The following is a 19,946-nucleotide window of genomic DNA, read 5'->3' as shown; positions in this document are numbered from 1 at the left end:
CCGTTGTCGGCCTCAGCCGGCCAGCAGCAGGTGCAGCGCGGTCTTGAGCCGGCGGCCCTCGGCGTGGAAATAGTCGCGCTCCTCGCGCCATGCCGGGAAGCGCGCTTCGACCTCGCGCCAGAACGCCTTGGAATGGTCGGCGTGGATCAGGTGGCAGAGCTCGTGCACCAGCACGTACTCGAATGCCGCTGGGCGACCGAGCACCAGGGCAAGGTCGAGCGCGAGCACGCCATTCGGCGCCAGTGAGCCCCACTGCGACGACATCGGGCGGATGCGGATGCGCGCCGGCGCGGACGGAAGGCCGGGCAGGTAGCGTGGCAGCCAGCGGCCGACATCGGCACGCGCCTCGGTCTCGTAGAAGTCGCGCAGCGCACGGCGCAGCGTGGCCGCGGTGGCGCGCGCCGGCACGCTGAAGCGCAGCACGTCGCCATCGTGTTCGATGCGCGCATAGCGGCCTTCGCCCCAGGCCAGCGCATGCATCGAGCCACGCAGCGGCAGCCGGGTGCTGGCATGCGCCACCAGCGGCTCGATGCCGTCGCCGCGCTGGGCGTCGAGCTGCGCCACCAGCCAAGCGCGGTGCTCATGGAGGAAGCGTTCGCCGGCGAGATCACTCGCGGCAGGCGGCAGGGTCAGGCGCGCGCCGCGTTCTGCCACCGACAGGCGCATGCGCTTGGCGCGCGGATCACGCACGCGCAGCACGTCGATCACCCGGCCGTCGTCGCAGGCGAGCGGGATCGTGTCGCGCTGCACCGGCGTGCACGCGAGGCGGGGTCCGAGCAGACGACGCAGGGACGGGGACATGGGTGCGTCCAGCAGGCGGCGCCGGCGAGGGTCTTCAGGCCTCGGCGCGACTGAACTTCAGCGCGGGCTCGAGCACGGCGAACAGCCGGCGGAACTCGCCGCTCATCAGCGCGAAGCGCGCATCGAGTTCGGCGGCGATGTCGTCGGCCTCGGTGTGCTCGAGCTGGTCGACGGCGCCGTCGAGCAACTTGAACTTGCGCACCACCAGGTCATCGCCGAGCACGAACGACACATGGTCGTCGAGCACCAGCGCGAGTTTCGTCACCTGCTTGCCGGATTCCAGGTGACGGGCGATCTCGTCGGAGCTGAGGTCCTGGCGCTGGCACTTCACGATCGCGCCATTGTCGGCCGGATCCTTGAGCTCGCATTCCTCGCCCAGCGACAGGCCGTCGGGCAGCGCCTCGCCGGCGATCCAGCCGGTCAGCACCGAACGCGGCGCGACCTCGGCGTTGAGCGGCAGTGCCGGGAAGCTGCCCAGCGCGCGGCGGATCTCCGAGACGACGTTCTCGCCGGTCTTGCGGCTGGAGGTGTCGACCGCGCACACACCGAGCTTGAGGTCCACCAGTGCATCGGTGCGCGATGGCTTCACGAACGCGCGCGGCAGCAGTTCATGGACCAGATCGTCCTTGAGCTGCTTGCGACGGCGGCCGCCCGGCTTGCGGCCTTCGCGCGCTTCGATCTCCTCGATCTTCTGCGCGAGCATGTCGTTGACCACGGCGCCCGGCAGCAGGCGGTCCTCGCCACCGACGGTGAGCCACAGTGCCTCGTCGACACGGTGCGACAGCGCCTCGGCCTCGCGGCCGAACGGCGGCACGAACCCGCGCGAGGACAGTTCGAGCGGGCCGACCGGCTTGAGCGCGGCTTCGGCCAGGCCCGCGTCGAGGGTGCCCATATCAAGCGAGACGGGGAAGCGGAACAGGGTGATATTGCGAAAGAACATCGGGAAGCATTACCGGAAGAAGAGGGGGGGCGTCACGCGCACGATGGCGGCGACGGGTCGTGCATCCGCGGACATGGACACGCCGGGCGGGCGGGCACCGCGCTCAGGCGCTGTCGCCGGCGTCGTCCATGGGTCCGGGGTCGGCCAGCCATGCGCGGGCATCGGTCGGCGCGGCGCGTCCTGCGCGTCCGAGTGAGAGGAAGTCGAACAGCGACGGGTCGGCCAGCTGCGACGGGCGGATGTCGCCCAGCGCACGGGCGATGGTTTCGATGCGGCCGGGGAACTCGTGTTCCCACTCGCGCATCATCTTCTGCACCTGCTTGCGCTGCAGGTTCTCCTGCGAGCCGCACAGGTTGCAGGGGATGATCGGGAACTCCTTTGCCTGCGCATAGGCGGCGATGTCGTCCTCGCGCACATAGGCCAATGGGCGGATCACGACGTGGTGGCCGTCGTCCGACAGCAGCTTCGGCGGCATGCCGCTGAGCTTTGCGTGGAAGAACATGTTGAGGAAGAACGTGGCCACCATGTCGTCGCGGTGGTGGCCGAGCGCGATCTTCGTGTAGCCGTGCTCGGCCGCGTAGGTGTACAGCGCGCCACGGCGCAGCCGCGAGCACAAGGAGCACATCGTCTTGCCCTCCGGCACCACGCGCGACACCACCGAATAGGTGTCCTGCTCGATGATGTGGAAGTCCACGCCGATCGAACGCAGGTATTCCGGTAGCACGTGCTCCGGGAAGCCGGGCTGCTTCTGGTCGAGGTTGACCGCGGTGAGCGAGAACGACACCGGCGCCTTCTTCTGCAGCTGCAGCAGGATGTTGAGCAGGGTGTAGCTGTCCTTGCCGCCCGACAGGCACACCATCACCCGGTCGCCGTCCTCGATCATCGCGAAGTCGGCGATCGCACGGCCGACCTGGTGGCGCAGGCGCTTGGCAAGCCGGTTGGCTTCATGGCGTTGCGCACGCGGATCGCGTTCGCGGCGGCGCAGGACCGGTTCGGGCAGGGGCAGGACGGTGCTCATCGGATCGCTAGTGTACCGGCAGCGTCGGGCGCATCCGTGTTGGATCGATGCAGCGTCGATGTGCCGACGTTCACCACATGTCGTGTGCGTCCGCACGTGGACGCGGTGCACGCGCTGGTCCGATCGGACGTTGTCACGATGCCGGAGCGGGCCGTTTCCGGCCGTCCGCGGGCGGATGTATGCTCCGCGCATGGAGCCGCTGGATCCCGATCTGCCCGGCCGCCTGGCCATGTTGCGGCAGGAACACCGCGACCTGGACGTTGCGATCGCGCGCCTGCAGGCCGACATCGCCATGGACGAACTGGCGGTCAAGCGGATGAAGAAGCGCAAGCTGCGACTCAAGGACTGCATCGCCCGGATGGAATCGGCGCTGATCCCCGACGAGCCGGCCTGACGCGTTTACCGCAAGTGGCGCGCGGACCTATGATCCGCGCCGGCATGCATGCCCCGGATCGTCCGCCGGCAGGTGCCATGGGGGATCCGCATGTCATATCCAATGATCGGGCCGCGCGGCGTGCGCGCGGGCCTCGCGCTCGCCTTGGCGTTCGCCGCCACGCCCGCGCTGGCGCAGGACTTCACGCTCGGGGCCGGTTTCACCCCCGACCCGCAGGTCGGCTCGGGCGTGACCGGGGGCGACGGCAACGCCGCGCGCTTCGGCAATGGCTGCACCGGCAGCATCGGCGCCAGGCCCGACCACCGCATCCGCGTCACCAGTCCGGTCAACCTGCGCCTCACCGTGACCAGCGACACCGATTCCACGCTGGCGGTGATCGGTCCGTCAGGCGTGTTCTGCGATGACGATGGCGGCGACCTGCTCGACGCGCGCGTCGATGCGCGTCTCGACCCGGGCGATTACCAGGTGTTCGTCGGCCACTACGAGCGCCAGGGCCGCTACCGGCTGGAGCTTTCCGAACTCGTCGGCGGTGCCGGTCGTGGTGCCGACAAGGGCCGTTACGGCGACTTCGTCCTCGGCGCCGGCTTCATGCCCGATCCGCAGACCGCCAGCGGCCAGACCGGTGGCAGCGTGCAGGCCACGCGCTACGGCGCGCACTGCAGCGGCGTCATCGACACCACGCCGGACCACACCCTGACGGTCACCTCGACGGTGTCGCTCGACATCCGCGTCGACAGCACCACCGATTCCTCGCTGGTGATCACCGGCCCGGGCAAGGTGCTGTGTGATGACGATGGCGGCGGCATGCTCGACGCCCGCGTCCGCGACACCTTCCGTCCCGGCGAGTACGGCATCTACATCGGCCACCTGGGCACCCAGGGCGAGTACACCGTCACCATCACCGAGGCGGACTGACCGCCGCGCACCACCTGCCGACGGCGTGCCGGCGGGTGGTGGGCCCTCAGGCAGCGGGCGGTTCGATGGCGGGCCGCACCGCTTCCGGGCTGATCTTCTCGATCGTATGCCGCAGTTCGCGGCCGAGGATGACCTTGGCGTCGCGCGCCCACACGTCCAGGCGCTGGTCGAACACCAGCTTGCTGTTCTGGTCGAGCTTCACCAGGTCCAGCTCGCGCAGCTTCTGGATGAAGCCGCGGAACAGTGAGCGGTCGAAGAACTCCGGCGCCGCCGGTGCGTACAGCAGGCTCAGCCGCTGCGCGGCCTGCTGGCAGAGGTTCTCCAGTTCCGCCGCGCCCAGGGTGCCGGGGCCGTTCTTGGCCAGCACCGAGATCGCGATGTAGTAGCGCTCGAACGCCTGCTGCAGCGGGTGGCCGAGCGCGCGCAGGCGGAACACCTCGTCGGTCTGCCCGGAGTTGCGCTGGTAGATGCCGCCCTCGTCCTCGCCGACGCGTTCGAGCAGCCCCTCGCGCACGAACACCTGGATGGTGAGCTCGAGGCGCTCCACGAAACCGTCGGCGTCCCAGGGCAGGAACAGCTCGGCCTGCAGGAACGGATACAGCGAACGGCCCAGCCGCAGCAGCGTGTTGCCGCTCATGCGCCGGTTGTTGTGGAAGCACGAGGCGATCCAGCCGGATGCGGTGAACAGGTGCACCACGTTGTTGCGGAAGTACGACAGCAGCACCGCGGTCTCGTCGTCGACCCGCAGTACGTCGCCCAGCGGGTGCGAGATGCGCTGCAGCACGCCGATCTCCTCGCCATGCGCGACGATCTCCGCCGGCGTGTGCGGCGTCACCGTGACCAGGTCGCTGTAGGGCACGTCGGTGAGCGTGGTCTTCGACAGCGCGATCTGTGCCAGCAGGTCGGATTCGCTCATCGCATGCTTGGGCGTGGACAACAGCGCCAGCGCGAGGAAGTTGATCGGGTTGACGTCGGCGGCGCGGTTGATGTGCACCTGGATGCGCTCGGCGGTGGCATCGACCATCCGCGACAGCCATTCCGGGCGTTCGTCGTCGGACAGCGGGCGGCCGTCCCAGTCGCTGGCGTGCTCGGCCAGCAGCCGCTGCAGCGGGATCGCCTCGCCGAAGTTCACCACCACCTGGCCGTAGTTCTGCCGCAGCACCTTCGGGATGCCCCACAGCAGCTGCCAGATCGATTCCTTCTGCTTGGGCTTGCCGGTCAGCTCGTCGAGGTAGCTGGTGCCCTCCATCAGCTTCTCGTAGCCGATGTAGACCGGCTGGAACAGCACCGGACGCGTCGGCTGGCGCAGGTAGGCGCGTATCGTCATCGACAGCATCCCGCCCTTCGGCTGCAGCAGCCGCCCGGTGCGCGAGCGCCCGCCCTCGATGAAGTACTCGATCGAATAGCCGCCGGCGACCAGCTGCGCCACGTACTCCGACAGCACCGCGGAATACAGCGCATTGCCGCGGATCGAGCGGCGGATGTAGAACGCGCCGCCCTTGCGCAGGATGGTGCCCACCACCGGCAGGTTGAGGTTGATGCCGGCGACGATGTGCGGCGGCACGATGCCCTTGTTGTAGAGCAGGTAGCTCAGCAGCAGGTAGTCCATGTGGCTGCGGTGGCTGGGCACGTAGACGATCTCGTGCCCGGGTGCCGCCGCCTTCAGCGCATCGAGGTGATGCACCAGCACGCCACGGTAGATGCGGTTCCACACCGAGGTCAGCAGGAAGCTCGCCGAGCGCACCACCGGGTGCGAATAGTCCGCGGCGATCTCGTAGGCATACATGTACGCCTTCTTCCACGCGTCCTCGTTGCTGGAGTTGTCGCGCCGCGCCTGGTCGGCGATGGCTTCCTGCACGGTCGCGGCGGACAGCACCTTGTCCACCAGCAGCCGGCGGGTCGAGAGGTCGGGGCCGACGACGGCTTCGCGGATGCGGTTGAAGTGCACCCGCAGCACGCGCGAGACCTTGCGCACGGTGCGCTCGGGGCTGAGGTCCTCGGCGATGATGCCGCGCACTTCCACCGGGCTTGCAAAGCGCACCAGGGTGTCGCGGCCGTTGAGCAGGATCGCCAGCAGGCGCCGGAAGCGGCCGACCAGCGCCCAGTTCTCCGAGAACAGCACCGAGAACCAGCCGCTGGCCTTGTCCGGGCTGCGGCCGACGAAGATCGACACCGGCAGCAACTGCACGTCGAGCGACGGGTCGGCGCGATGGGCTTCCAGCAGCCGTGCCAGGGTCTCGGAGTGGGTGCTCGGCTTCGGCGGGCGCTTGCCCTTGGCCAGTGCGTTCAGCGTGCCGGCGGCATTGCGCCGCGACAGCGCCACGTACGCACGCTTGCGGCCGACCGGGTCACCCGGCAGCGGCTGCAGTGGCGACGGCATCCCGGCTTCGCGGCAGGCGCGATCGAGGATCAGCGCGTTGGAGAGCCCGTAGTCCTCGAGCACGTAGCAGACCGGGCGGTCGTCGACCAGGCCGGCGGGCGCCTGCGGTTCGATCTTCAGCGCGATCCACGGCGCCAGGGTACGGCCGAGCAGCCGCGCCCACAGTGGCCGCCGCGGGTCGCGACGCGGCAGGCGCGGTGCGGCCAGCGCCGCGTCGGGATCCGCGTGCAGGCCGGCGGCCGGGTTGGCGGCATGGTCGTCGGCGCGGGGCTCCGCATGGCTCCCGGTGTCGGGGAACGGCAGCGGGTTCTGGTCGGGGGAATGGCGTGACATGTGCGCAGATTATCGCCCAGCCGGGTGCTGCGCCTCAGCGCGGGACGGCGGACGCGCCATCGCGGCCTGTAGCGGCCGTGGCGCGGCGCAGCCGATCGCTGCGATACCACTGCCGGCCGTGGCGCTCGATCTCCACCCGCACGTCGATGGCCTCGCCAGCCAGCGGGTAGCGCACCCGCAGCTGCGCGTGGTCGCCTGTCTGCCGTTCCAGCGTCACGTCCAGCGCTGCCAGGCTGGCGTCGAGGTCCAGCCCGTAGTCGGCCAGCACCGTGCGCACGGCAGCCAGGAAGCCCGACAGCCGGCGCAGGCTCTCGTCCATGCCGGCCTCTCCCATGGCCGCATCGGAATCCAGGCCGGTGGCGCGCGCGGCCGCGCACAGCGTTGCCAAAGCCGCCCGTGCGCGCTCGCGATCGGTCAGCGGTGCCTGCACCGCCCAGCGCGACAGCGCGACCAGCCGCTGGATTTCGCGATCACGCTGGATGTCGTCCAGATCGGGGTTGTTGGTCACGTATTGCACGCCGAACGCCGCCAGTGTTTCGATCGCCTTGCGCAGCTCGCCGTCGGCGCCGGTGAACTGCCTGTCGAACGCGGCCAGCAGCGTGGCTTCGGCGTCGGGCGCCGACAGGGCGGCGATCATGCGCGGCAGCTGCCCGTGCAGCGGCAGCTCCTCGAGCGGCCAGCGGCTGCGGCCTTCGCTCCACGCCTGCTGCAGCTGCGCGTGCAGCGGTGCCGGCACGCTGTCGCGCACGAAGGCGACGAGGTCGTCGTCGCGCAGGTGCCGGGCCGGCAGCAGCACCGCGTCGACCGGGCGCTGGGCACCGGCCGTCGCGGTGTCGCCGCCATCGCGGTCGCCACGGCATCCGGTCAGTCCGGCGATGCCACAGATCGCGGCCAGCAGCAGTGTCTGGATGCGCATCGGTTCCCCCTCCGTGCCCGGCCCGCATGCGGGCGCGGCGGCCATGGTGGCCGCGCGGCAGGGGCCCGGCAAGCCTTTCGGCGCCGGGCGTGGCCGGGTTCCGACGGCGCGGTGGCGGAGATGCGACGTGGGTCCGGTGCGGATCGGCCGGTGAGCCGGGATGCGGCGGACCCGGGTCAGAGGTCGCGCACGACCCAGCTGCCCGGGGCCTGCTCGGGTACCGCGTCGAGCGCGGCCTGGGCGACAGCTTCCGGCGGCTCACCCGCCTTCCAGGCCGCGGCGACGGCGGCGAGCCGTTCACGGGTGGCGCGGGTGTAGGCGCCTTCCAGCTCGTTTTCGGCATCCGCGGCGAGCTTCTGCGGATACAGCGTGCGCGCATCGTCGCTGTGGTTGAGCAGGTCGATCAATCCGGCCAGCGCGTCACGGAACACCTGCGCCCCCAGCGGCGTGCGCTGGGTGCGCTGCAGGTGCCAGACGGTGAGGTATTCCACCGGCCCCAGCAGCCGCCGCGGGGTGGCGCCGAAGAACTGCCCGGTCAGCGCGCTGGCGGCGAACGGGGTCACGGTGTCCGGCAGGCGGGTGGCGCCCCAGGAACTCAGCGCACCACCGGGCAGGTCCATCCGCCGCAGGGCGGTGGCCAGGGTGTCGGCCAGCAGGCGCTTGGCACGCACGTCATCACTTTCCGCGACCACGCCCAGAAGGCGCAGGAACACGGGGTACTGGTCCTCGCCCAGGCGCCGGGCCAGGCGCTTGAGCACCGTCAGGCGGTACTCGGGATCGGCATGTGCGGCCAGCGCCGACACCAGGCGGTCGGCGGCAGCGCGCAGCGCCGCCGGCGGCGGAACGGGCAGTGCATCGGACATCGGGATTCGACCGGGAAGTTCGGCGACAGGCTACACGCGCCTGTCCGGGATCGGTCAGCCCAGTGCGGCGAGGATCGCGCCGGTGGCCTGGTCGGCGGCCTCGGAGAGCGGGCTCGCGGACAGTGCGTGCTCGAACGCGCCGTCACCGGCGAGCATGCGTGCGCCCTGGTCGATACCCGCCCAAGCCGGTGCGGCAAGCATGCGTTCGCCATCATCGACCTGCGGGCCGGGCGCGGTTGCCGGCTCCAGGCCCGCTACATGGTCCAGCGGCGCGGCGTGGCCGGGCTGCTGGCGCAGATCGTCGAACGCGACCTGCCCGGCAAGCCGGTCGAGGCCGGCAAGGCCCAGGTGCGGATCGGAACCGATGCTGCTCATGGTGCGACGGATGACCTCTGCGGTGTGGGGATGGTCGCCGGTGCGGGACGCATGGCGACGGCCAGAATGTAACGAGACGGTCTTCGCACTGTCACCCCGGGTCGACCCTAGGTCGACGGCCGCGGCGGGGGCGCGGTTCAGCCCGGCGGCATGCGATGCGCGTGCGCGGACGCATGCTAGCCTGCGCGGCGACCGGGCAGGAGCACGCAATGGCCGACAAGGACCAGGGCGCCGACAAGACCGAACAGCCGACTCCGAAGAAGCTGCGCGACGCCCGCAAGGAAGGCAACGTCGCCAAGAGCAAGGAGCTCACCTCCACCGTGCTGGTGATGGGCTGGCTGTGCGCGGCCTGGATGCTGCTGGATTTCATCGGCGGTCGCGTCGTGCTGCTGTTCGACCAGAGCCTGCAGGCGGTGGGCCAGCCGTTCGCCGACAACCTGCCGCGGATGGCGATGCTGGCGGTCGACACGCTGCTGTGGATCCTGCTGCCGCTGTTCGGCATGGCGTTCGTGCTGGGGTTGCTGATCGAGTTCCTGCAGGCCGGGCCGGTGGCCTCGATGAAGAAGCTTGTTCCCAAGATGGACAAGATGAACCCGGTCGAGGGCATCAAGAAGATGTTCTCGATGGACAACCTGGTCGAGCTGGTCAAATCGGTGCTCAAGAGCGCGGCGCTGCTGGGCATCGGCTACCTGGTGCTGACGCGCATGCTGCCGGACCTGCTGCGCCTGCCCTACAGCCCGCCGCAGGCGATCGGCGCGGCGATCTGGCATGCGATCAAATGGATCCTGATCTGGACGATCGCGGTGTTCTTCTTCGTCTCCGCGCTCGATGTCTGGTACCAGAAGTTCTCCTACATCAAGAAGCTCAGGATGAGCCGGCGCGACATCAAGCAGGAGGTCAAGGAGAACGAGGGCGATCCCTACGTCAAGCAGCGGCGCCGGCAGTTGCACCAGGAGTGGGCGCAGCAGAACATGCTGGGGGCCGTGCGCAGTGCGAATGTCGTCGTGACCAACCCCACCCACATCGCCGTCGCCCTGCAGTACGAACACGGCGTGACCGACCTGCCGGTCGTCGTCGCCAAGGGCGAGGGCGCGTTCGCGGAGGAGATCAAGCGCGTGGCCGAGGAGGCCGGCGTGCCGATCCTGCAGAACGTGCCGCTGGCGCGTGGCCTGCACGAGAAGGCGGAGCTCGACGATTACATCGGCAACGAGTTCTTCGAGGCGGTGGCCGAAGTGCTGCACTGGGCCGAGACCGTGCGCCGCGACGGGCACGGCTGAGCCGTCGGTCGCGGGGCTGAAGCCAAAGCAAAAGCCGCCTGGGGCGCCTGCCGGCTATTCCGCCGAGTCCGCGCCCGATATCGCCCTGGTCGGCGAAACACCCGGCAGGCGCCTGCAGACGACGTCGCGATCGGAACGGAAAGCGGGTAGGCACGCGCCCGTTGGCGGCCGCCTGCGCTGGCTTTGCGTTCGTCTTCCGCGTTGCGTCCAGCGCGGGCCCGGTGCCGTCGCGCCAAGGCGGTACCGGGCGCCGACTTGCGGCGGCACCGGATTCGCGCCAAACCGACCAATCAACTGTTGCGTGTTTCAGTTGGATCGTGACGTCGCGGGGCGCCCGGCCTAGGCAAAGATCCGGTTGAGCAGTTCCACCAGCGCCCGGCTGTCGCCCAGCCGGCCAACCAGCACCTCGATGAACACCCCGAGCATCATCAGGATGATGCCGGTGGCCAGCCATGCCTTGATCGGCAGCGTGAGCGCGAACACGTTCAACTGCGGCGCGTAGCGGTTGACCAGGCCGAACGACATGTCGATCACCAGCAGGATCACGATCGCCGGCGCCGCCAGGACCAGCACCGTGGTCATGAAGAAGCTGAAGTGGCCGACGAACAGGTTGACGCCGGTCGCCGCAAGATTCGGGAAGAACGAAGTCGGCGGCCAGATCGCGTAGCTCGACATCAGCAGGTCGAGGAAGATCAGGAACGCGCCGCTGGCCATGAATACCCACGCTGCGAACTCCGACAGGAACTCGCCGTGCAGGGTGGTCTGGTGGCCCTGGATCGGATCGAAGATCTGCGCCATCGACATGCCCACCTGGCTGTCGATCACGCTGCCTGCGGCCGAGATCGCCCAGAACACGATGCCGAAGCAGAAGCCGATCGCAACGCCGACGAACAGTTCCTTCAACACCATCATCGGCCACTGCAGCGTGGCCGCGACCGCGCCCGGAGATGCCGTCATCGCCACCGGCAGCGCCACGATCGCAAGGCTCACCAGGAAGCTGTTGCGCACCATCGGCGGCATGTTCGATTGCGTGATCAGTGGCAGCATCACGAACGCCCCGATGATGCGCGGCAGGGTCAGCCCCAGCGCGAGCATCGCATCGCCGAGGGTTGCGAACGGCATCATCCGCGCCTCGACAGGCCCGGGAATGCGGAGAAGATGTAGTCGGCGTAGGCGAACAGCGAGCCGCCGATCAGCGCGCCGGTGACGAACAGCGCCAGCACGATGGCGACGAACTTCAGCGCGTAGGCGAAGGTCTGCTCCTGCAGCTGGGTGGCCGCCTGCAGGAACGCCACCACCAGGCCGACGATCGCCGCCGCGGCGATCGGCGGCCCCGACAGCACCAGCACCAGCACCAGGGCCTGGCGGGTGAGTTCCAGCGCCTCGTTCATGGCTGCGTCCTCATCCGGCGTAGGTCAGGACCAGGCCGTGCACCAGCTTGGCCCAGCCGTCGACCAGCACGAACAGCAGCAGCTTGAACGGCAGCGACACCGTGGTGGGCGACATCATCATCATGCCCAGCGCCAGCAGGATGTTGGCCACCACCAGGTCGATCACCAGGAACGGCAGGAAGATCAGGAAGCCGATCTGGAACGCGGCGGTGAGCTCGCTCACGGTGAATGCCGGGATCACCACCAGGAAGTGGTCGACGCTGACGTCGCCGCGCCGCTCGGGCGGCAGCAGGCGCTGTGCACTGCGCAGGAAGAACGCGCGCTCGGCGTCGTTGGAATGGCGGATCAGGAAGGTACGCAGCGGTTCCTTGCCCGCCTCGACCATGCCAAGAATGCGTGACAGGTCGCTGCCTTCCGGCACCAGCGGTGCGGGCGCGGGCGGCGGCGTGGCGCTGACCCATGCGCCGTCGGTGGGCACGCCGGCCATGTTCGGGTCGGGCGCGCCGATGATGTCGCCGGTCACGCTGCCGAACAGCGCGCCGCGCTCGGGCGTCGGTGCGGCCTGCGGAGCTGCGCCTGCGCTGCGGGCATCGGTTTCCGCCTGCAGGGCGTCTGCGGCAGCGGGGCTTGCGGCCATCGGTTCGCCGGTCGTGGGCGCAGGCTGCGCTCCCGGCTGCGCGGTCGCGGCGCCGGGCTGGCGTGCGGCACGGCGTGCGCGTTCGGCCTCGGCGCGCGCGTCGATGTCCGCCTGCACCGCCGCCGGCATCGGTTGCCCGGCCAGGCGCGCGCTGATCGCCGCGTTGGTGTCGAGGATCACCGGGTACATCACGTAGATCGACAGCACGATCGCCAGCCCGTTGATGACCACGTTCGGCGGCACCTGCTGCAGCCCGAGTGCGTTGCGCAGCAGGCTCAGCACCACCACGATCTTGGTGAACGAAGTCACCATCACCGCGACGAACGGCGCCAGCGCCAGCGACACCACGATCAGCAGGACCAGCGCGGGGGAGTAGTTGTTGAAATCCATCGCGGCGCGGGCTCAGGTCCAGGCGATCAGGCGGACACCGAGGGTGTCGCCGACGGCGACCAGTTCGCCCTGGCCGACCGCCTCGCCGTTGGCACGCAGCACCACGTTCGCGCCTTCCAGATGCGCCGGCAGCGCGAACACGTAGCCCGGCTGGAGTTCGGCCAGCTCGCCGACCCGCAGGTCGAGGGCGCCGACCTCGAAGCTCAGCCGCACCGGCAGCGGGCGCATGCCTGCATCGGGATCCTCGGGGGCGGTGGCGGCAGTCTCGTGTTCGCTCATGGGTCCGGTCTCCTCGACGCGGGAAAGGGGTGATGGCAGGGGTTGGGCGGCGCCCTCGACGCGCCAGCCCTGGGCGGTGGCGGCCAGCGGCCAGGCACGGCCGGCGCCGCGCGCCTGCAGTTGCAGGGGGGCGGCGCGCGGGCCGATCACCAGCACGTCGCCGGGGCGCAGCGCGGACCAGTCGTCGGCGGGCAGCGGCGGCACGTCCAGCAGCAGGCGCAGCCGCACCGGCAGTTCGCGCCAGCGGCCGAGCGGGGTGGGCGGCTCGTCGGCGTAGGGTGGCGCCGCCTGTGCGAGCAGGCGCGGCAGCCACTGCGCCGGCGCCCGCAGGCTGCCCTGCAGCAGGGCCGCGCCGGGGGTCTTCGCCTCGGGGTCGTCGTCCTCGACCAGGAAGTCCAGCCATACCTCCGGCGGGGCATCCGGGAGCGGGCCGTCGAGCAGCGGGGTGAGCGCCACCCCGAAGGCCTCGCTCAGCCGCATCAGCCAGCGTTCGTGGGCAAGGCTCCAGGCCAGCACGCGTGCGCGGCCGCGGTAGTCGCTCCAGTGCGGCATGTCGCCAGCGGGCGGCGGCGCCTGCAGCCGCAGGCCCAGCCGGCTGCCGTCGGCGTCGAGCTCGAACACCTCGTCGGCGGCCACCGGGTGCCCGGGCGCGAAGCGCAGCGTGCCGTTGTCGGGCAGCAGCCAGTGCTGGTGGCGCTGGAAAAACTCGCGCAGCGGCTGCAACTGCGCCGCCTCGATCGCCGGGATGCGCCCGCGCAGGGGACCTGCCGCGGTACGGTTGCCGTCAGCCATGTCCAAGGGCCACCTTCATCAGTTCGGGGAGCGACCGCACGCCCAGCTTCGCCATCATGTTGGCGCGATGCAGTTCGACGGTCTTGATGCTGATGCCGAGGATGTCGGCAATCACCTTGTTCGGCTTGCTGGCCACCACGAGATCGAGCACCTGGCGCTCGCGCGGGCTGAGCTTCGCCAGCACCTCGCTGTCGACCGCGCCGTCGCCGCGCGCACGCGCGCTGGCCACCGCATTGCGGATGGAGTCGAGCAGGGCATCGTCGCTGAAGGGCTTCTCGAGGAAGTTCGACGCGCCCTTGCGCATCGCCTCTACCGCCAGCGGCACGTCGCCGTGCGCGGTGACGAAGACCAGCGGCACGTTGCAGCCCTGTCGGCGCAGCGTGTCCTGCAGCTGGAGGCCGCTCATTTCCGGCATGCGGATGTCGGACACCACGCACTCGGCGCCATCGCCGCGGCGCCGCGACGGCCATTCGGCCAGGAATGCGGGGCCCGATGGATAGGCATGCACCTCGAAGCCCGCCGTCTCCAGCAGCCAGGCGGTGGAATCCCGGAACGGGGTGTTGTCGTCCACCAGGTGGACGCGCACGTCAGTCGCCATCAGGGTCTCCCGTCGGCAGGCGGCAGGGTGAAGCCGAACACGCTGCCGCCATCCTGGCGCGGTTCGAAGAACAGCCGCCCTTCGTGGTACTCGATGATCGAGCGGCAGATCGCCAGGCCGATGCCGAGGCCGTCGCTCTTGGTGGTGAAGAACGGCGAGAACAGCTGCTCGCTTTCCGCCGGCGACAGGCCCTTGCCACGGTCGAGCACGCGCAGCTCCACCGCGCCGTCGAGGTCGACCCGGCCCTCGACGCGCAGGTCGCGGCGCGCGGCCGGTACCTCGCGCATCGCCTCGATCGCGTTCTTGACCAGGTTCAGCAGCACCTGCTCGACCATCACCCGGTCGGCATACGCCGCCGGCATGCCCGGCTGCAGGGCGATGTCGATGCGCAGCTGCTGACGTTCGGCCTCCAGGCGCAGCAGTTCCACGACCGTCTGCACGATCAGCGCCACGTCCTGGGCATCGCGGCGCGGCTCGCGGGCACGCACGAACTCGCGCACCCGGGCGATCACCGCGCTGGCATGTTCGGCCTGGGTGCGCGCGGCCAGCAGCGCACGTTCCACCTGCACCGGTCCGCCGGCCTGGCCGACCAGGCGCAGGCTGCCGTTGAGGTAGTTCACGATCGCCGCCAGCGGCTGGTTGAGCTCGTGGGCCAGCGTGGCGGCCATCTCGCCCACCGACATCAGTCGCGAGGTGAACAGCAGCTTGTCCTGGCGGCTCTTGTGCGAATCGAGGATCTCGATGCGCTCGGAGATGTCGACCGCGGTCAGCAGCAGCGCCGGTGGCTGCGTGGCCGCCTCGCGCCAGTACAGCGCGTACCAGCGGTCGTTGTGGGGCGCGCGGACCTCGCTGCCGGGATCGACATCGACGCCACTGCCATGCAGCGCGGCCAGCAACCCGTCACGGCGGTCGTGGCCGTCGAGGCGCCCGAACTCCTCGCGGAATGCGACGTTGGCCGCGAGCAGGCGGCCGTCGTCGCGTGCATAGGCGGCACAGGCGAACGGCACCGCGGCCAGCACGTCGTCCAGCCGCGTCCCGTGAGCCATGTCGGCCGCCGCCGCGACCCGCCGTGCCGGCGTCATTGCGCGCGCGCCCTGCGATGGCGGGTGCCACCACCGGCCTGGGTTACCCTGCGCTGCGCGATTGCCGCCTCCCCCCCGCTCCGCTTCAAGCCCGACCTCCCATGCGCACTTCGTTCCGTTCCCCCGCCCGTCTCGCCGCTGCCAGCCTCGTTGCCGTGACCGGTGCTGCGGCGGCGACCCCTGCGGAGCTGACCGCGGCGCCGACCTTCTGGGGCGAGCTGCTCGCGATCCTGCTGCCGCTCGCTTTTATCATCGTTGCCCTTCTGGTGGCGTTACGGCATATCCGCCGGAAATTCGGCCTGACCGGCCAGGACGCGCCGCTGTCGGTGGTGCAGATCCTGCCGGTGGGGCCGCGTGAGCGCGTCGTCCTGGTGCGCTCGCGTGCCGGGCGGGTGCTGGCGGTGGGGGTGAGCGGGCATTCGGTGAACCTGATCACCGAACTCGATGCCGCAGACATCGCCCCGGTGGAGGACGCGCCGGTGGTCGAGACCGCCCCCGGCAAGCGGACCTTCCTCGACCTCATGCGTCGGCCGCAAGGGCCTACCGCCCGATAACGTGAACGCGGTCACGTAACGTGACGGACTTCCGCCGCCTGTCGCCCTGCAACAGGATTTTTACCTTACGGTCACGTGTCCCGGATATCGTTCGGGGCACAAAGTGACGCATGAGGGCAGGGGTCGTGCAGCAGCCGGAAGTCGGCAAGCGGACAGGGGCGGGACATGAGTCGGATTCCGGGCGGCATGCCAGCGACATGAGCGCCGGATCCGTGGATCGTGCCCGGGTGTGCGCATGCGCGCGCTGATCGCCAACCTGCTGGCACCGCCGGCCGGCAACGTCTCGCGCCGCGCCTTCAGCTACAGCGACATCCTGCTGGCCTTCGCCGCGGTCACGATCATCACCGTGATGATCCTGCCGCTGCCGTTGTGGCTGATCGACAGCCTGGTCGCGGTGAACATCTCGATCGGCTTCGGGCTGCTGCTGCTGGGCATCTACATCCCCACCCCGGTGGCGTTCTCCAGTTTCCCCAGCGTGCTGCTGCTGACCACGCTGTTCCGGCTGGCGATCTCGATCGCGATCACCCGTTCGATCCTGCTCAATGCCGAGGGCGGCCACATCGTCGAGACCTTCGGCAACCTGGTGGCCGGCGGCAACCTCGTGGTCGGGCTGGTGGTGTTCCTCATCATCACGGTGGTGCAGTTCATCGTCATCGCCAAGGGCGCCGAGCGCGTCGCCGAAGTCGCGGCGCGCTTCACCCTGGATGCGATGCCCGGCAAGCAGCTGTCGATCGATTCCGACCTGCGCGCAGGCCTCATCGACAAGGACGAGGCGCGTCGCAAGCGCCGCCTGCTGGAAACCGAGAGCCAGCTGCATGGTTCGCTCGACGGTGCGATGAAGTTCGTCAAGGGCGACGCCATCGCCGGCATCGTCATCATCCTGATCAACCTGCTCGGCGGTCTGGCCATCGGCGTCCTGCAGCGTGGCATGCCGCTGGGCGAAGCGACGCGGGTGTACTCGATCCTCACCATCGGCGACGGCCTGGTCTCGCAGATCCCGGCGATCCTCGGCACCATCGCCGCGGGCCTCGTGGTCACACGCACCACCGGCGAGGTGGAGGACCGCCACCTCGGCGACGCCATCACCCGCCAGATCAACGGGCAGCCGCGCGTGCTGCTGATCACCGGCTGCCTGGCGCTGCTGATGATGCTGGTGCCGGGCTTCCCGTGGCCGGTGTTCCTGGTGCTGGGGGCGATCCTGCTGGGGATCAGCGCGTGGCGCTACCGGCATGACTTCGAGCACCTCCGCCGGCTGTTCCGCGTGACCGACGAGGAAGTCGTGGCCAGCCAGGCGCGCGAGGAGCAGAGCGAGGAGCTGGCACCGCCGCCGCAGCTGGCGCTGGAGATCGCGCCGTCGCTGGCCGAGCGCTACGGCCAGGAGGCGCTGCGCAGCCGCATCGCCGACATCGCCCAGCAGCAGCGCGACGAATACGGCGTGCCGGTGCCGTCGCCGAAACTCCGCATCAACCATGCGCTGGGCGAAGGCGAGTACCGCCTGTCCGCCTACGGCGCGCGGCTGGCGTCGGGGCGCGTGCAGCTCGATGCCCGGCTCAGGCCCGCGGCGCCCGGTGCCGATGCATCGGCACGGCTGGCGGGGTTCTTCCCGGCGCTGTCGGGCACCTGGACCAGCGACCCCGGCGAGGATGCGCGCGACCCGCTCGACGTCATCGCCGAGCACGCCCGCGCCGCGCTGCAGCGCCGCCTCGGTGGCTTCCTCGGGATCCAGGAAACGTCCAACCTGTTCGGGCGCATGCAGCGGGACTATCCGGACCTGGTCAAGGAAATGCTGCGCGTGGTCGCGCCGCAGCGCGTGGCCGAGGTGCTGCGCCGGCTGGCCGAGGAGGGCGTGCCGATCCGCAACCTGCGCGATGCGTTCGAGGCGATCACCGATGTCGGTGGCCGCGAGAAGGACGTGGTGCTGCTGACCGAATACGTGCGCGTGGCGCTCAAGCGCGAGATCGCCGACCGTTACGCCGATGCCGACCGCACCCTGCATGTCCTGCTGATCCATCCCGAACTCGAGGACAAGCTGCGGCAGTCGGTGCGCGTGGCCGGCGGCGCCAGCCAGCTGGCGATCTCGCCCGAGCTCGCCGCGCGGCTGGGCAACGAGGTGCGTGCGCATCTGGCGCGGCAGGCGCCGGGCGTGCAGCCGGTGCTGCTGTGCTCGCTGGATGTGCGCCGCCACCTGCGCAAGCTGATGGAAATCGACTTCTTCGAACTCCCGGTGCTGTCCTACCAGGAGCTCGCGCCCGACCTGCGCATCGTCCAGGCCGGGCAGATCAACGCCTGACGCCTCACGCGATACGGAGTGCACCCACCATGACCGATGCCACCACGACCGACCAGGCGCCCACCGCCACGGGCAAGGTGCTGCGGATCGTGGCCGGCCTGCACGCCGGGGCCAGCCGCGAGCTCGCCGAGCGCGAGATGATCCTCGTCGGCAGCGGCGACGACTGCGACATCGTGCTCGCCGACCGCGGCGTGGCGATCCGCCACGCGCTGATCAGCGTGATCGACGGCGCCGTGCAGCTGCGCGCGCTCGACGCGCCACTGAAGCTCGAAGGCCGCCTGCTGCATCCGGGTGATCCGGAGGAACTGCCGTCGGTGCAGCGTGTCGGCCTCGGCGAGGCAGCACTGGCCTTCGGCGATATCGACGACCCGGCGTGGATTGCGCTGGCGCCGGAGGGCGTCGAGTTCGACTCGCCGTCGCCGCGGCCGGGCCAGGCGATCACCCGCCGGTTGCCGATGATTGCCGCGGTGTCGGTGCTGTCGCTGGCGCTGCTGGCGATCTTCGTGGCCGTCGTGCCCGCCAAGGAACAGCCGGTCGACATCGAGACCCGGCTGCGTGCGCTGGCTGCCGAACACCATGTCGCCAATGCGCGCATCGAACGTGGCCACGGCGACAGCTGGGTGCTCAGCGGCACCATCGGCGACCGCACCACCCGCGATGCGCTGCGCCAGCAGGTGGAAACCGAAGGCCTGCCGGCGCGGGTCGACCTGCGCAGCGGCGAGGACCTCGCGTATTCGGTGTCGGAGATCCTGCGCGGCGGCGGTTTCCGCATCGAGCGCGTGCGTTACCTGGGCAACGACGACGTCGAGGTCAGCGGCTATTTCACCGACGAGGACGCCTTCCGCCAGTTCGCGCAATCGCGCGCGGTGGTCGAGACCGGGGTGAACCGGGTGGTGCCGATCAACCTGGCCACTCCGCCGCCGTCCAGTACCGGCATTCCGGCAGACGAGCAGGATCCGATCCACATCGTGTCGATCGTGCGCGGCGAGAACGCCCACGTCATCGCGCTGGACGGGACCCGCTACGAAGTCGGCGCGCAGCTGCCGGGCTGGGGGCAGCTGGTCGCGGTCGGCGAACACGCGCAGGTGGTCGACAGCAACGGCAACCTGCAACGGCTGACCCCGCGTCCGCCCCCGGCAGCGGTGGAGACGCCCGCCGAGGGCGATGCGGCCGAAGTCGCCTCGGCCATGCCGGCCACCCCCGCCGCCCGGCCGCTGGCTGCCGACCCGCGGGTTCGTGCCGCCGGAGCGCGCCAGTGAGCAGCACGCCGGTCAGGAGGTTTCCCGCGACCCCTCGGGCGTACCCGAGGTCACGCATTCATCGCCATCGACTCCAGTAGAGTCCCGCAGTCCAACCGCAGCAGTCGCCGTCTTCGGCACCCACAGGAAGGAGCACGACATGACCATGATCGACACTTCGCAGTTGAACAACTTCATCGGCACCGCCGCCATGCAGAACGGGCCGACCCGCGGCGGCGCCTCCGCCGGCAGCAGCTCGAGCTGGTACGAGGCGATGTCGCGCGCGTGGGGCAACACCCTCGACGGCCAGGCCTCGCGCATCACCCAGATGTCGGACCAGATCTCCGCCGGCGGTGACCAGCCGTCGAACATGGTGCAGCTGACCGCCGCCAGCCTGAAGATGCAGTTCATGTCCAACAACGCCGCCACCTCGCAGAACAGCGTGGGCCAGGCGCTCGAGACGCTGGGCAAGCGCCAGTAACC

At 70.0% G+C, this 19,946-nt stretch carries 20 protein-coding genes and 1 pseudogene; 7 read left to right on the top strand and 14 right to left on the bottom strand.

The genetic code is table 11. The features are described 5' to 3' along the window. Positions 1–12: 12 nt before the first annotated feature. From ERL55_RS14355 to ttcA, 3 genes are all read right to left on the bottom strand, one after another. On the bottom strand, positions 13–801 hold the full coding sequence (locus tag ERL55_RS14355; protein WP_129137036.1) for a SprT family zinc-dependent metalloprotease: 789 nt from the start codon (positions 799–801) through the stop codon (positions 13–15). A 34-nt stretch (positions 802–835) separates the two neighbouring features. Next, the gene (locus ERL55_RS14350) at positions 836–1,741 is read right to left on the bottom strand and encodes a recombination-associated protein RdgC (protein WP_129137035.1); all 906 of its coding nucleotides are present in this window, start codon (positions 1,739–1,741) and stop codon (positions 836–838) included. A 103-nt stretch (positions 1,742–1,844) separates the two neighbouring features. Continuing rightward, positions 1,845–2,759 (bottom strand): tRNA 2-thiocytidine(32) synthetase TtcA, encoded by a 915-nt coding sequence (gene ttcA, locus ERL55_RS14345; RefSeq protein ID WP_129137034.1) that lies wholly within the window; start codon positions 2,757–2,759, stop codon positions 1,845–1,847. Positions 2,760–2,949: 190 nt separating this feature from the next. Here ttcA and ERL55_RS14340 point away from each other — a divergent pair, with 190 nt between their 5' ends. Beyond that, a complete protein-coding gene (locus tag ERL55_RS14340) occupies positions 2,950–3,153 on the top strand; it encodes a YdcH family protein (RefSeq protein ID WP_129137033.1) in 204 nt (67 codons plus the stop codon). A 90-nt stretch (positions 3,154–3,243) separates the two neighbouring features. Beyond that, positions 3,244–4,068 (top strand): hypothetical protein, encoded by an 825-nt coding sequence (locus tag ERL55_RS14335; RefSeq protein WP_129137032.1) that lies wholly within the window; start codon positions 3,244–3,246, stop codon positions 4,066–4,068. A 46-nt stretch (positions 4,069–4,114) separates the two neighbouring features. Here the strand turns inward: ERL55_RS14335 and plsB are convergent, their stop codons facing one another. The 4 genes from plsB to ERL55_RS14315 all read right to left on the bottom strand — a co-directional run bounded on the left by plsB (position 4,115) and on the right by ERL55_RS14315 (position 8,935). Next, on the bottom strand, positions 4,115–6,781 hold the full coding sequence (gene plsB, locus ERL55_RS14330; protein ID WP_129137031.1) for a glycerol-3-phosphate 1-O-acyltransferase PlsB: 2,667 nt from the start codon (positions 6,779–6,781) through the stop codon (positions 4,115–4,117). A 34-nt stretch (positions 6,782–6,815) separates the two neighbouring features. Continuing rightward, positions 6,816–7,697 (bottom strand): hypothetical protein, encoded by an 882-nt coding sequence (locus ERL55_RS14325; protein WP_129137030.1) that lies wholly within the window; start codon positions 7,695–7,697, stop codon positions 6,816–6,818. Between the two features lie 176 nt (positions 7,698–7,873). Beyond that, the gene (locus ERL55_RS14320; protein ID WP_129137029.1) at positions 7,874–8,560 is read right to left on the bottom strand and encodes a hypothetical protein; all 687 of its coding nucleotides are present in this window, start codon (positions 8,558–8,560) and stop codon (positions 7,874–7,876) included. A gap of 54 nt (positions 8,561–8,614) precedes the next feature. Beyond that, positions 8,615–8,935 carry a hypothetical protein gene (locus ERL55_RS14315; protein ID WP_129137028.1) on the bottom strand — a complete coding sequence of 107 codons (321 nt, stop codon included), beginning with the start codon at positions 8,933–8,935 and terminating at the stop codon, positions 8,615–8,617. Between the two features lie 209 nt (positions 8,936–9,144). On the opposite strand from ERL55_RS14315, the gene sctU reads away from it, so the two are divergent. Further along, the gene (sctU, locus tag ERL55_RS14310; protein ID WP_164972220.1) at positions 9,145–10,212 is read left to right on the top strand and encodes a type III secretion system export apparatus subunit SctU; all 1,068 of its coding nucleotides are present in this window, start codon (positions 9,145–9,147) and stop codon (positions 10,210–10,212) included. A 339-nt stretch (positions 10,213–10,551) separates the two neighbouring features. On the opposite strand, the gene sctT is transcribed toward sctU, so the two are convergent. From sctT to ERL55_RS14275, 7 genes and pseudogenes are all read right to left on the bottom strand, one after another. After that, on the bottom strand, positions 10,552–11,337 hold the full coding sequence (sctT, locus tag ERL55_RS14305; RefSeq protein WP_129137026.1) for a type III secretion system export apparatus subunit SctT: 786 nt from the start codon (positions 11,335–11,337) through the stop codon (positions 10,552–10,554). Then, positions 11,334–11,603 (bottom strand): type III secretion system export apparatus subunit SctS, encoded by a 270-nt coding sequence (gene sctS / locus ERL55_RS14300; RefSeq protein ID WP_100324081.1) that lies wholly within the window; start codon positions 11,601–11,603, stop codon positions 11,334–11,336. Before sctS ends, sctT begins: the two co-directional genes overlap by 4 nt. A 10-nt stretch (positions 11,604–11,613) precedes the next feature. Further along, positions 11,614–12,369: a hypothetical protein gene (locus tag ERL55_RS15260; protein WP_343132724.1), complete on the bottom strand. Its 756-nt coding sequence runs from the start codon at positions 12,367–12,369 to the stop codon at positions 11,614–11,616. A 21-nt stretch (positions 12,370–12,390) separates the two neighbouring features. Then, a pseudogene (locus ERL55_RS15280) lies at positions 12,391–12,630 on the bottom strand (flagellar biosynthetic protein FliP); the annotation flags it as partial. 12 nt (positions 12,631–12,642) lie between these two features. Further along, positions 12,643–13,701 carry a type III secretion system cytoplasmic ring protein SctQ gene (gene sctQ / locus ERL55_RS14285; RefSeq protein ID WP_129137025.1) on the bottom strand — a complete coding sequence of 353 codons (1,059 nt, stop codon included), beginning with the start codon at positions 13,699–13,701 and terminating at the stop codon, positions 12,643–12,645. Next, positions 13,694–14,299, bottom strand: coding sequence for a response regulator (locus ERL55_RS15225; protein ID WP_129137024.1), 606 nt, complete (start codon positions 14,297–14,299; stop codon positions 13,694–13,696). Before ERL55_RS15225 ends, sctQ begins: the two co-directional genes overlap by 8 nt. Beyond that, entirely contained in the window at positions 14,299–15,345 is a 1,047-nt protein-coding gene (locus ERL55_RS14275; protein ID WP_164972219.1) for an ATP-binding protein, read from the bottom strand. The genes ERL55_RS15225 and ERL55_RS14275 overlap by 1 nt, the downstream gene beginning before the upstream one ends. A 191-nt stretch (positions 15,346–15,536) precedes the next feature. Between ERL55_RS14275 and ERL55_RS14270 the strand changes: the two genes are divergently transcribed. From ERL55_RS14270 to ERL55_RS14255, 4 genes are all read left to right on the top strand, one after another. After that, on the top strand, positions 15,537–15,935 hold the full coding sequence (locus tag ERL55_RS14270) for a flagellar biosynthetic protein FliO (protein ID WP_206733331.1): 399 nt from the start codon (positions 15,537–15,539) through the stop codon (positions 15,933–15,935). Between the two features lie 235 nt (positions 15,936–16,170). Then, positions 16,171–18,225, top strand: coding sequence for a type III secretion system export apparatus subunit SctV (gene sctV / locus ERL55_RS14265; protein ID WP_129137021.1), 2,055 nt, complete (start codon positions 16,171–16,173; stop codon positions 18,223–18,225). Positions 18,226–18,254: 29 nt separating this feature from the next. Next, complete coding sequence (locus ERL55_RS14260; protein ID WP_129137020.1) at positions 18,255–19,484, top strand: FHA domain-containing protein; 1,230 nt, start codon at positions 18,255–18,257, stop codon at positions 19,482–19,484. A gap of 139 nt (positions 19,485–19,623) precedes the next feature. Then, positions 19,624–19,944, top strand: coding sequence for a hypothetical protein (locus ERL55_RS14255; protein WP_206733330.1), 321 nt, complete (start codon positions 19,624–19,626; stop codon positions 19,942–19,944). Positions 19,945–19,946 lie beyond the last annotated feature (2 nt).

It is taken from the genome of Luteimonas sp. YGD11-2, from assembly GCF_004118975.1.
GTDB classification, from domain to species: Bacteria; Pseudomonadota; Gammaproteobacteria; order Xanthomonadales; family Xanthomonadaceae; genus Luteimonas; species Luteimonas muca.
This window is presented reverse-complemented; position numbering and strand designations above follow the sequence as displayed.

Bases quoted from the DNA above. Each gene is read 5' to 3' on its own strand.
- ERL55_RS14355 (WP_129137036.1), bottom strand. From the start codon at position 801: ATGTCCCCGTCCCTGCGTCGTCTGCTCGGACCCCGCCTCGCGTGCACG.
- ERL55_RS14350 (WP_129137035.1), bottom strand. From the start codon at position 1,741: ATGTTCTTTCGCAATATCACCCTGTTCCGCTTCCCCGTCTCGCTTGAT.
- ttcA (WP_129137034.1), bottom strand. From the start codon at position 2,759: ATGAGCACCGTCCTGCCCCTGCCCGAACCGGTCCTGCGCCGCCGCGAA.
- ERL55_RS14340 (WP_129137033.1), top strand. From the start codon at position 2,950: ATGGAGCCGCTGGATCCCGATCTGCCCGGCCGCCTGGCCATGTTGCGG.
- ERL55_RS14335 (WP_129137032.1), top strand. From the start codon at position 3,244: ATGTCATATCCAATGATCGGGCCGCGCGGCGTGCGCGCGGGCCTCGCG.
- plsB (WP_129137031.1), bottom strand. From the start codon at position 6,781: ATGTCACGCCATTCCCCCGACCAGAACCCGCTGCCGTTCCCCGACACC.
- ERL55_RS14325 (WP_129137030.1), bottom strand. From the start codon at position 7,697: ATGCGCATCCAGACACTGCTGCTGGCCGCGATCTGTGGCATCGCCGGA.
- ERL55_RS14320 (WP_129137029.1), bottom strand. From the start codon at position 8,560: ATGTCCGATGCACTGCCCGTTCCGCCGCCGGCGGCGCTGCGCGCTGCC.
- ERL55_RS14315 (WP_129137028.1), bottom strand. From the start codon at position 8,935: ATGAGCAGCATCGGTTCCGATCCGCACCTGGGCCTTGCCGGCCTCGAC.
- sctU (WP_164972220.1), top strand. From the start codon at position 9,145: ATGGCCGACAAGGACCAGGGCGCCGACAAGACCGAACAGCCGACTCCG.
- sctT (WP_129137026.1), bottom strand. From the start codon at position 11,337: ATGATGCCGTTCGCAACCCTCGGCGATGCGATGCTCGCGCTGGGGCTG.
- sctS (WP_100324081.1), bottom strand. From the start codon at position 11,603: ATGAACGAGGCGCTGGAACTCACCCGCCAGGCCCTGGTGCTGGTGCTG.
- ERL55_RS15260 (WP_343132724.1), bottom strand. From the start codon at position 12,369: ATGCCGGCGGCGGTGCAGGCGGACATCGACGCGCGCGCCGAGGCCGAA.
- sctQ (WP_129137025.1), bottom strand. From the start codon at position 13,701: ATGGCTGACGGCAACCGTACCGCGGCAGGTCCCCTGCGCGGGCGCATC.
- ERL55_RS15225 (WP_129137024.1), bottom strand. From the start codon at position 14,299: ATGGCGACTGACGTGCGCGTCCACCTGGTGGACGACAACACCCCGTTC.
- ERL55_RS14275 (WP_164972219.1), bottom strand. From the start codon at position 15,345: ATGGCTCACGGGACGCGGCTGGACGACGTGCTGGCCGCGGTGCCGTTC.
- sctV (WP_129137021.1), top strand. From the start codon at position 16,171: ATGCGCGCGCTGATCGCCAACCTGCTGGCACCGCCGGCCGGCAACGTC.
- ERL55_RS14260 (WP_129137020.1), top strand. From the start codon at position 18,255: ATGACCGATGCCACCACGACCGACCAGGCGCCCACCGCCACGGGCAAG.
- ERL55_RS14255 (WP_206733330.1), top strand. From the start codon at position 19,624: ATGACCATGATCGACACTTCGCAGTTGAACAACTTCATCGGCACCGCC.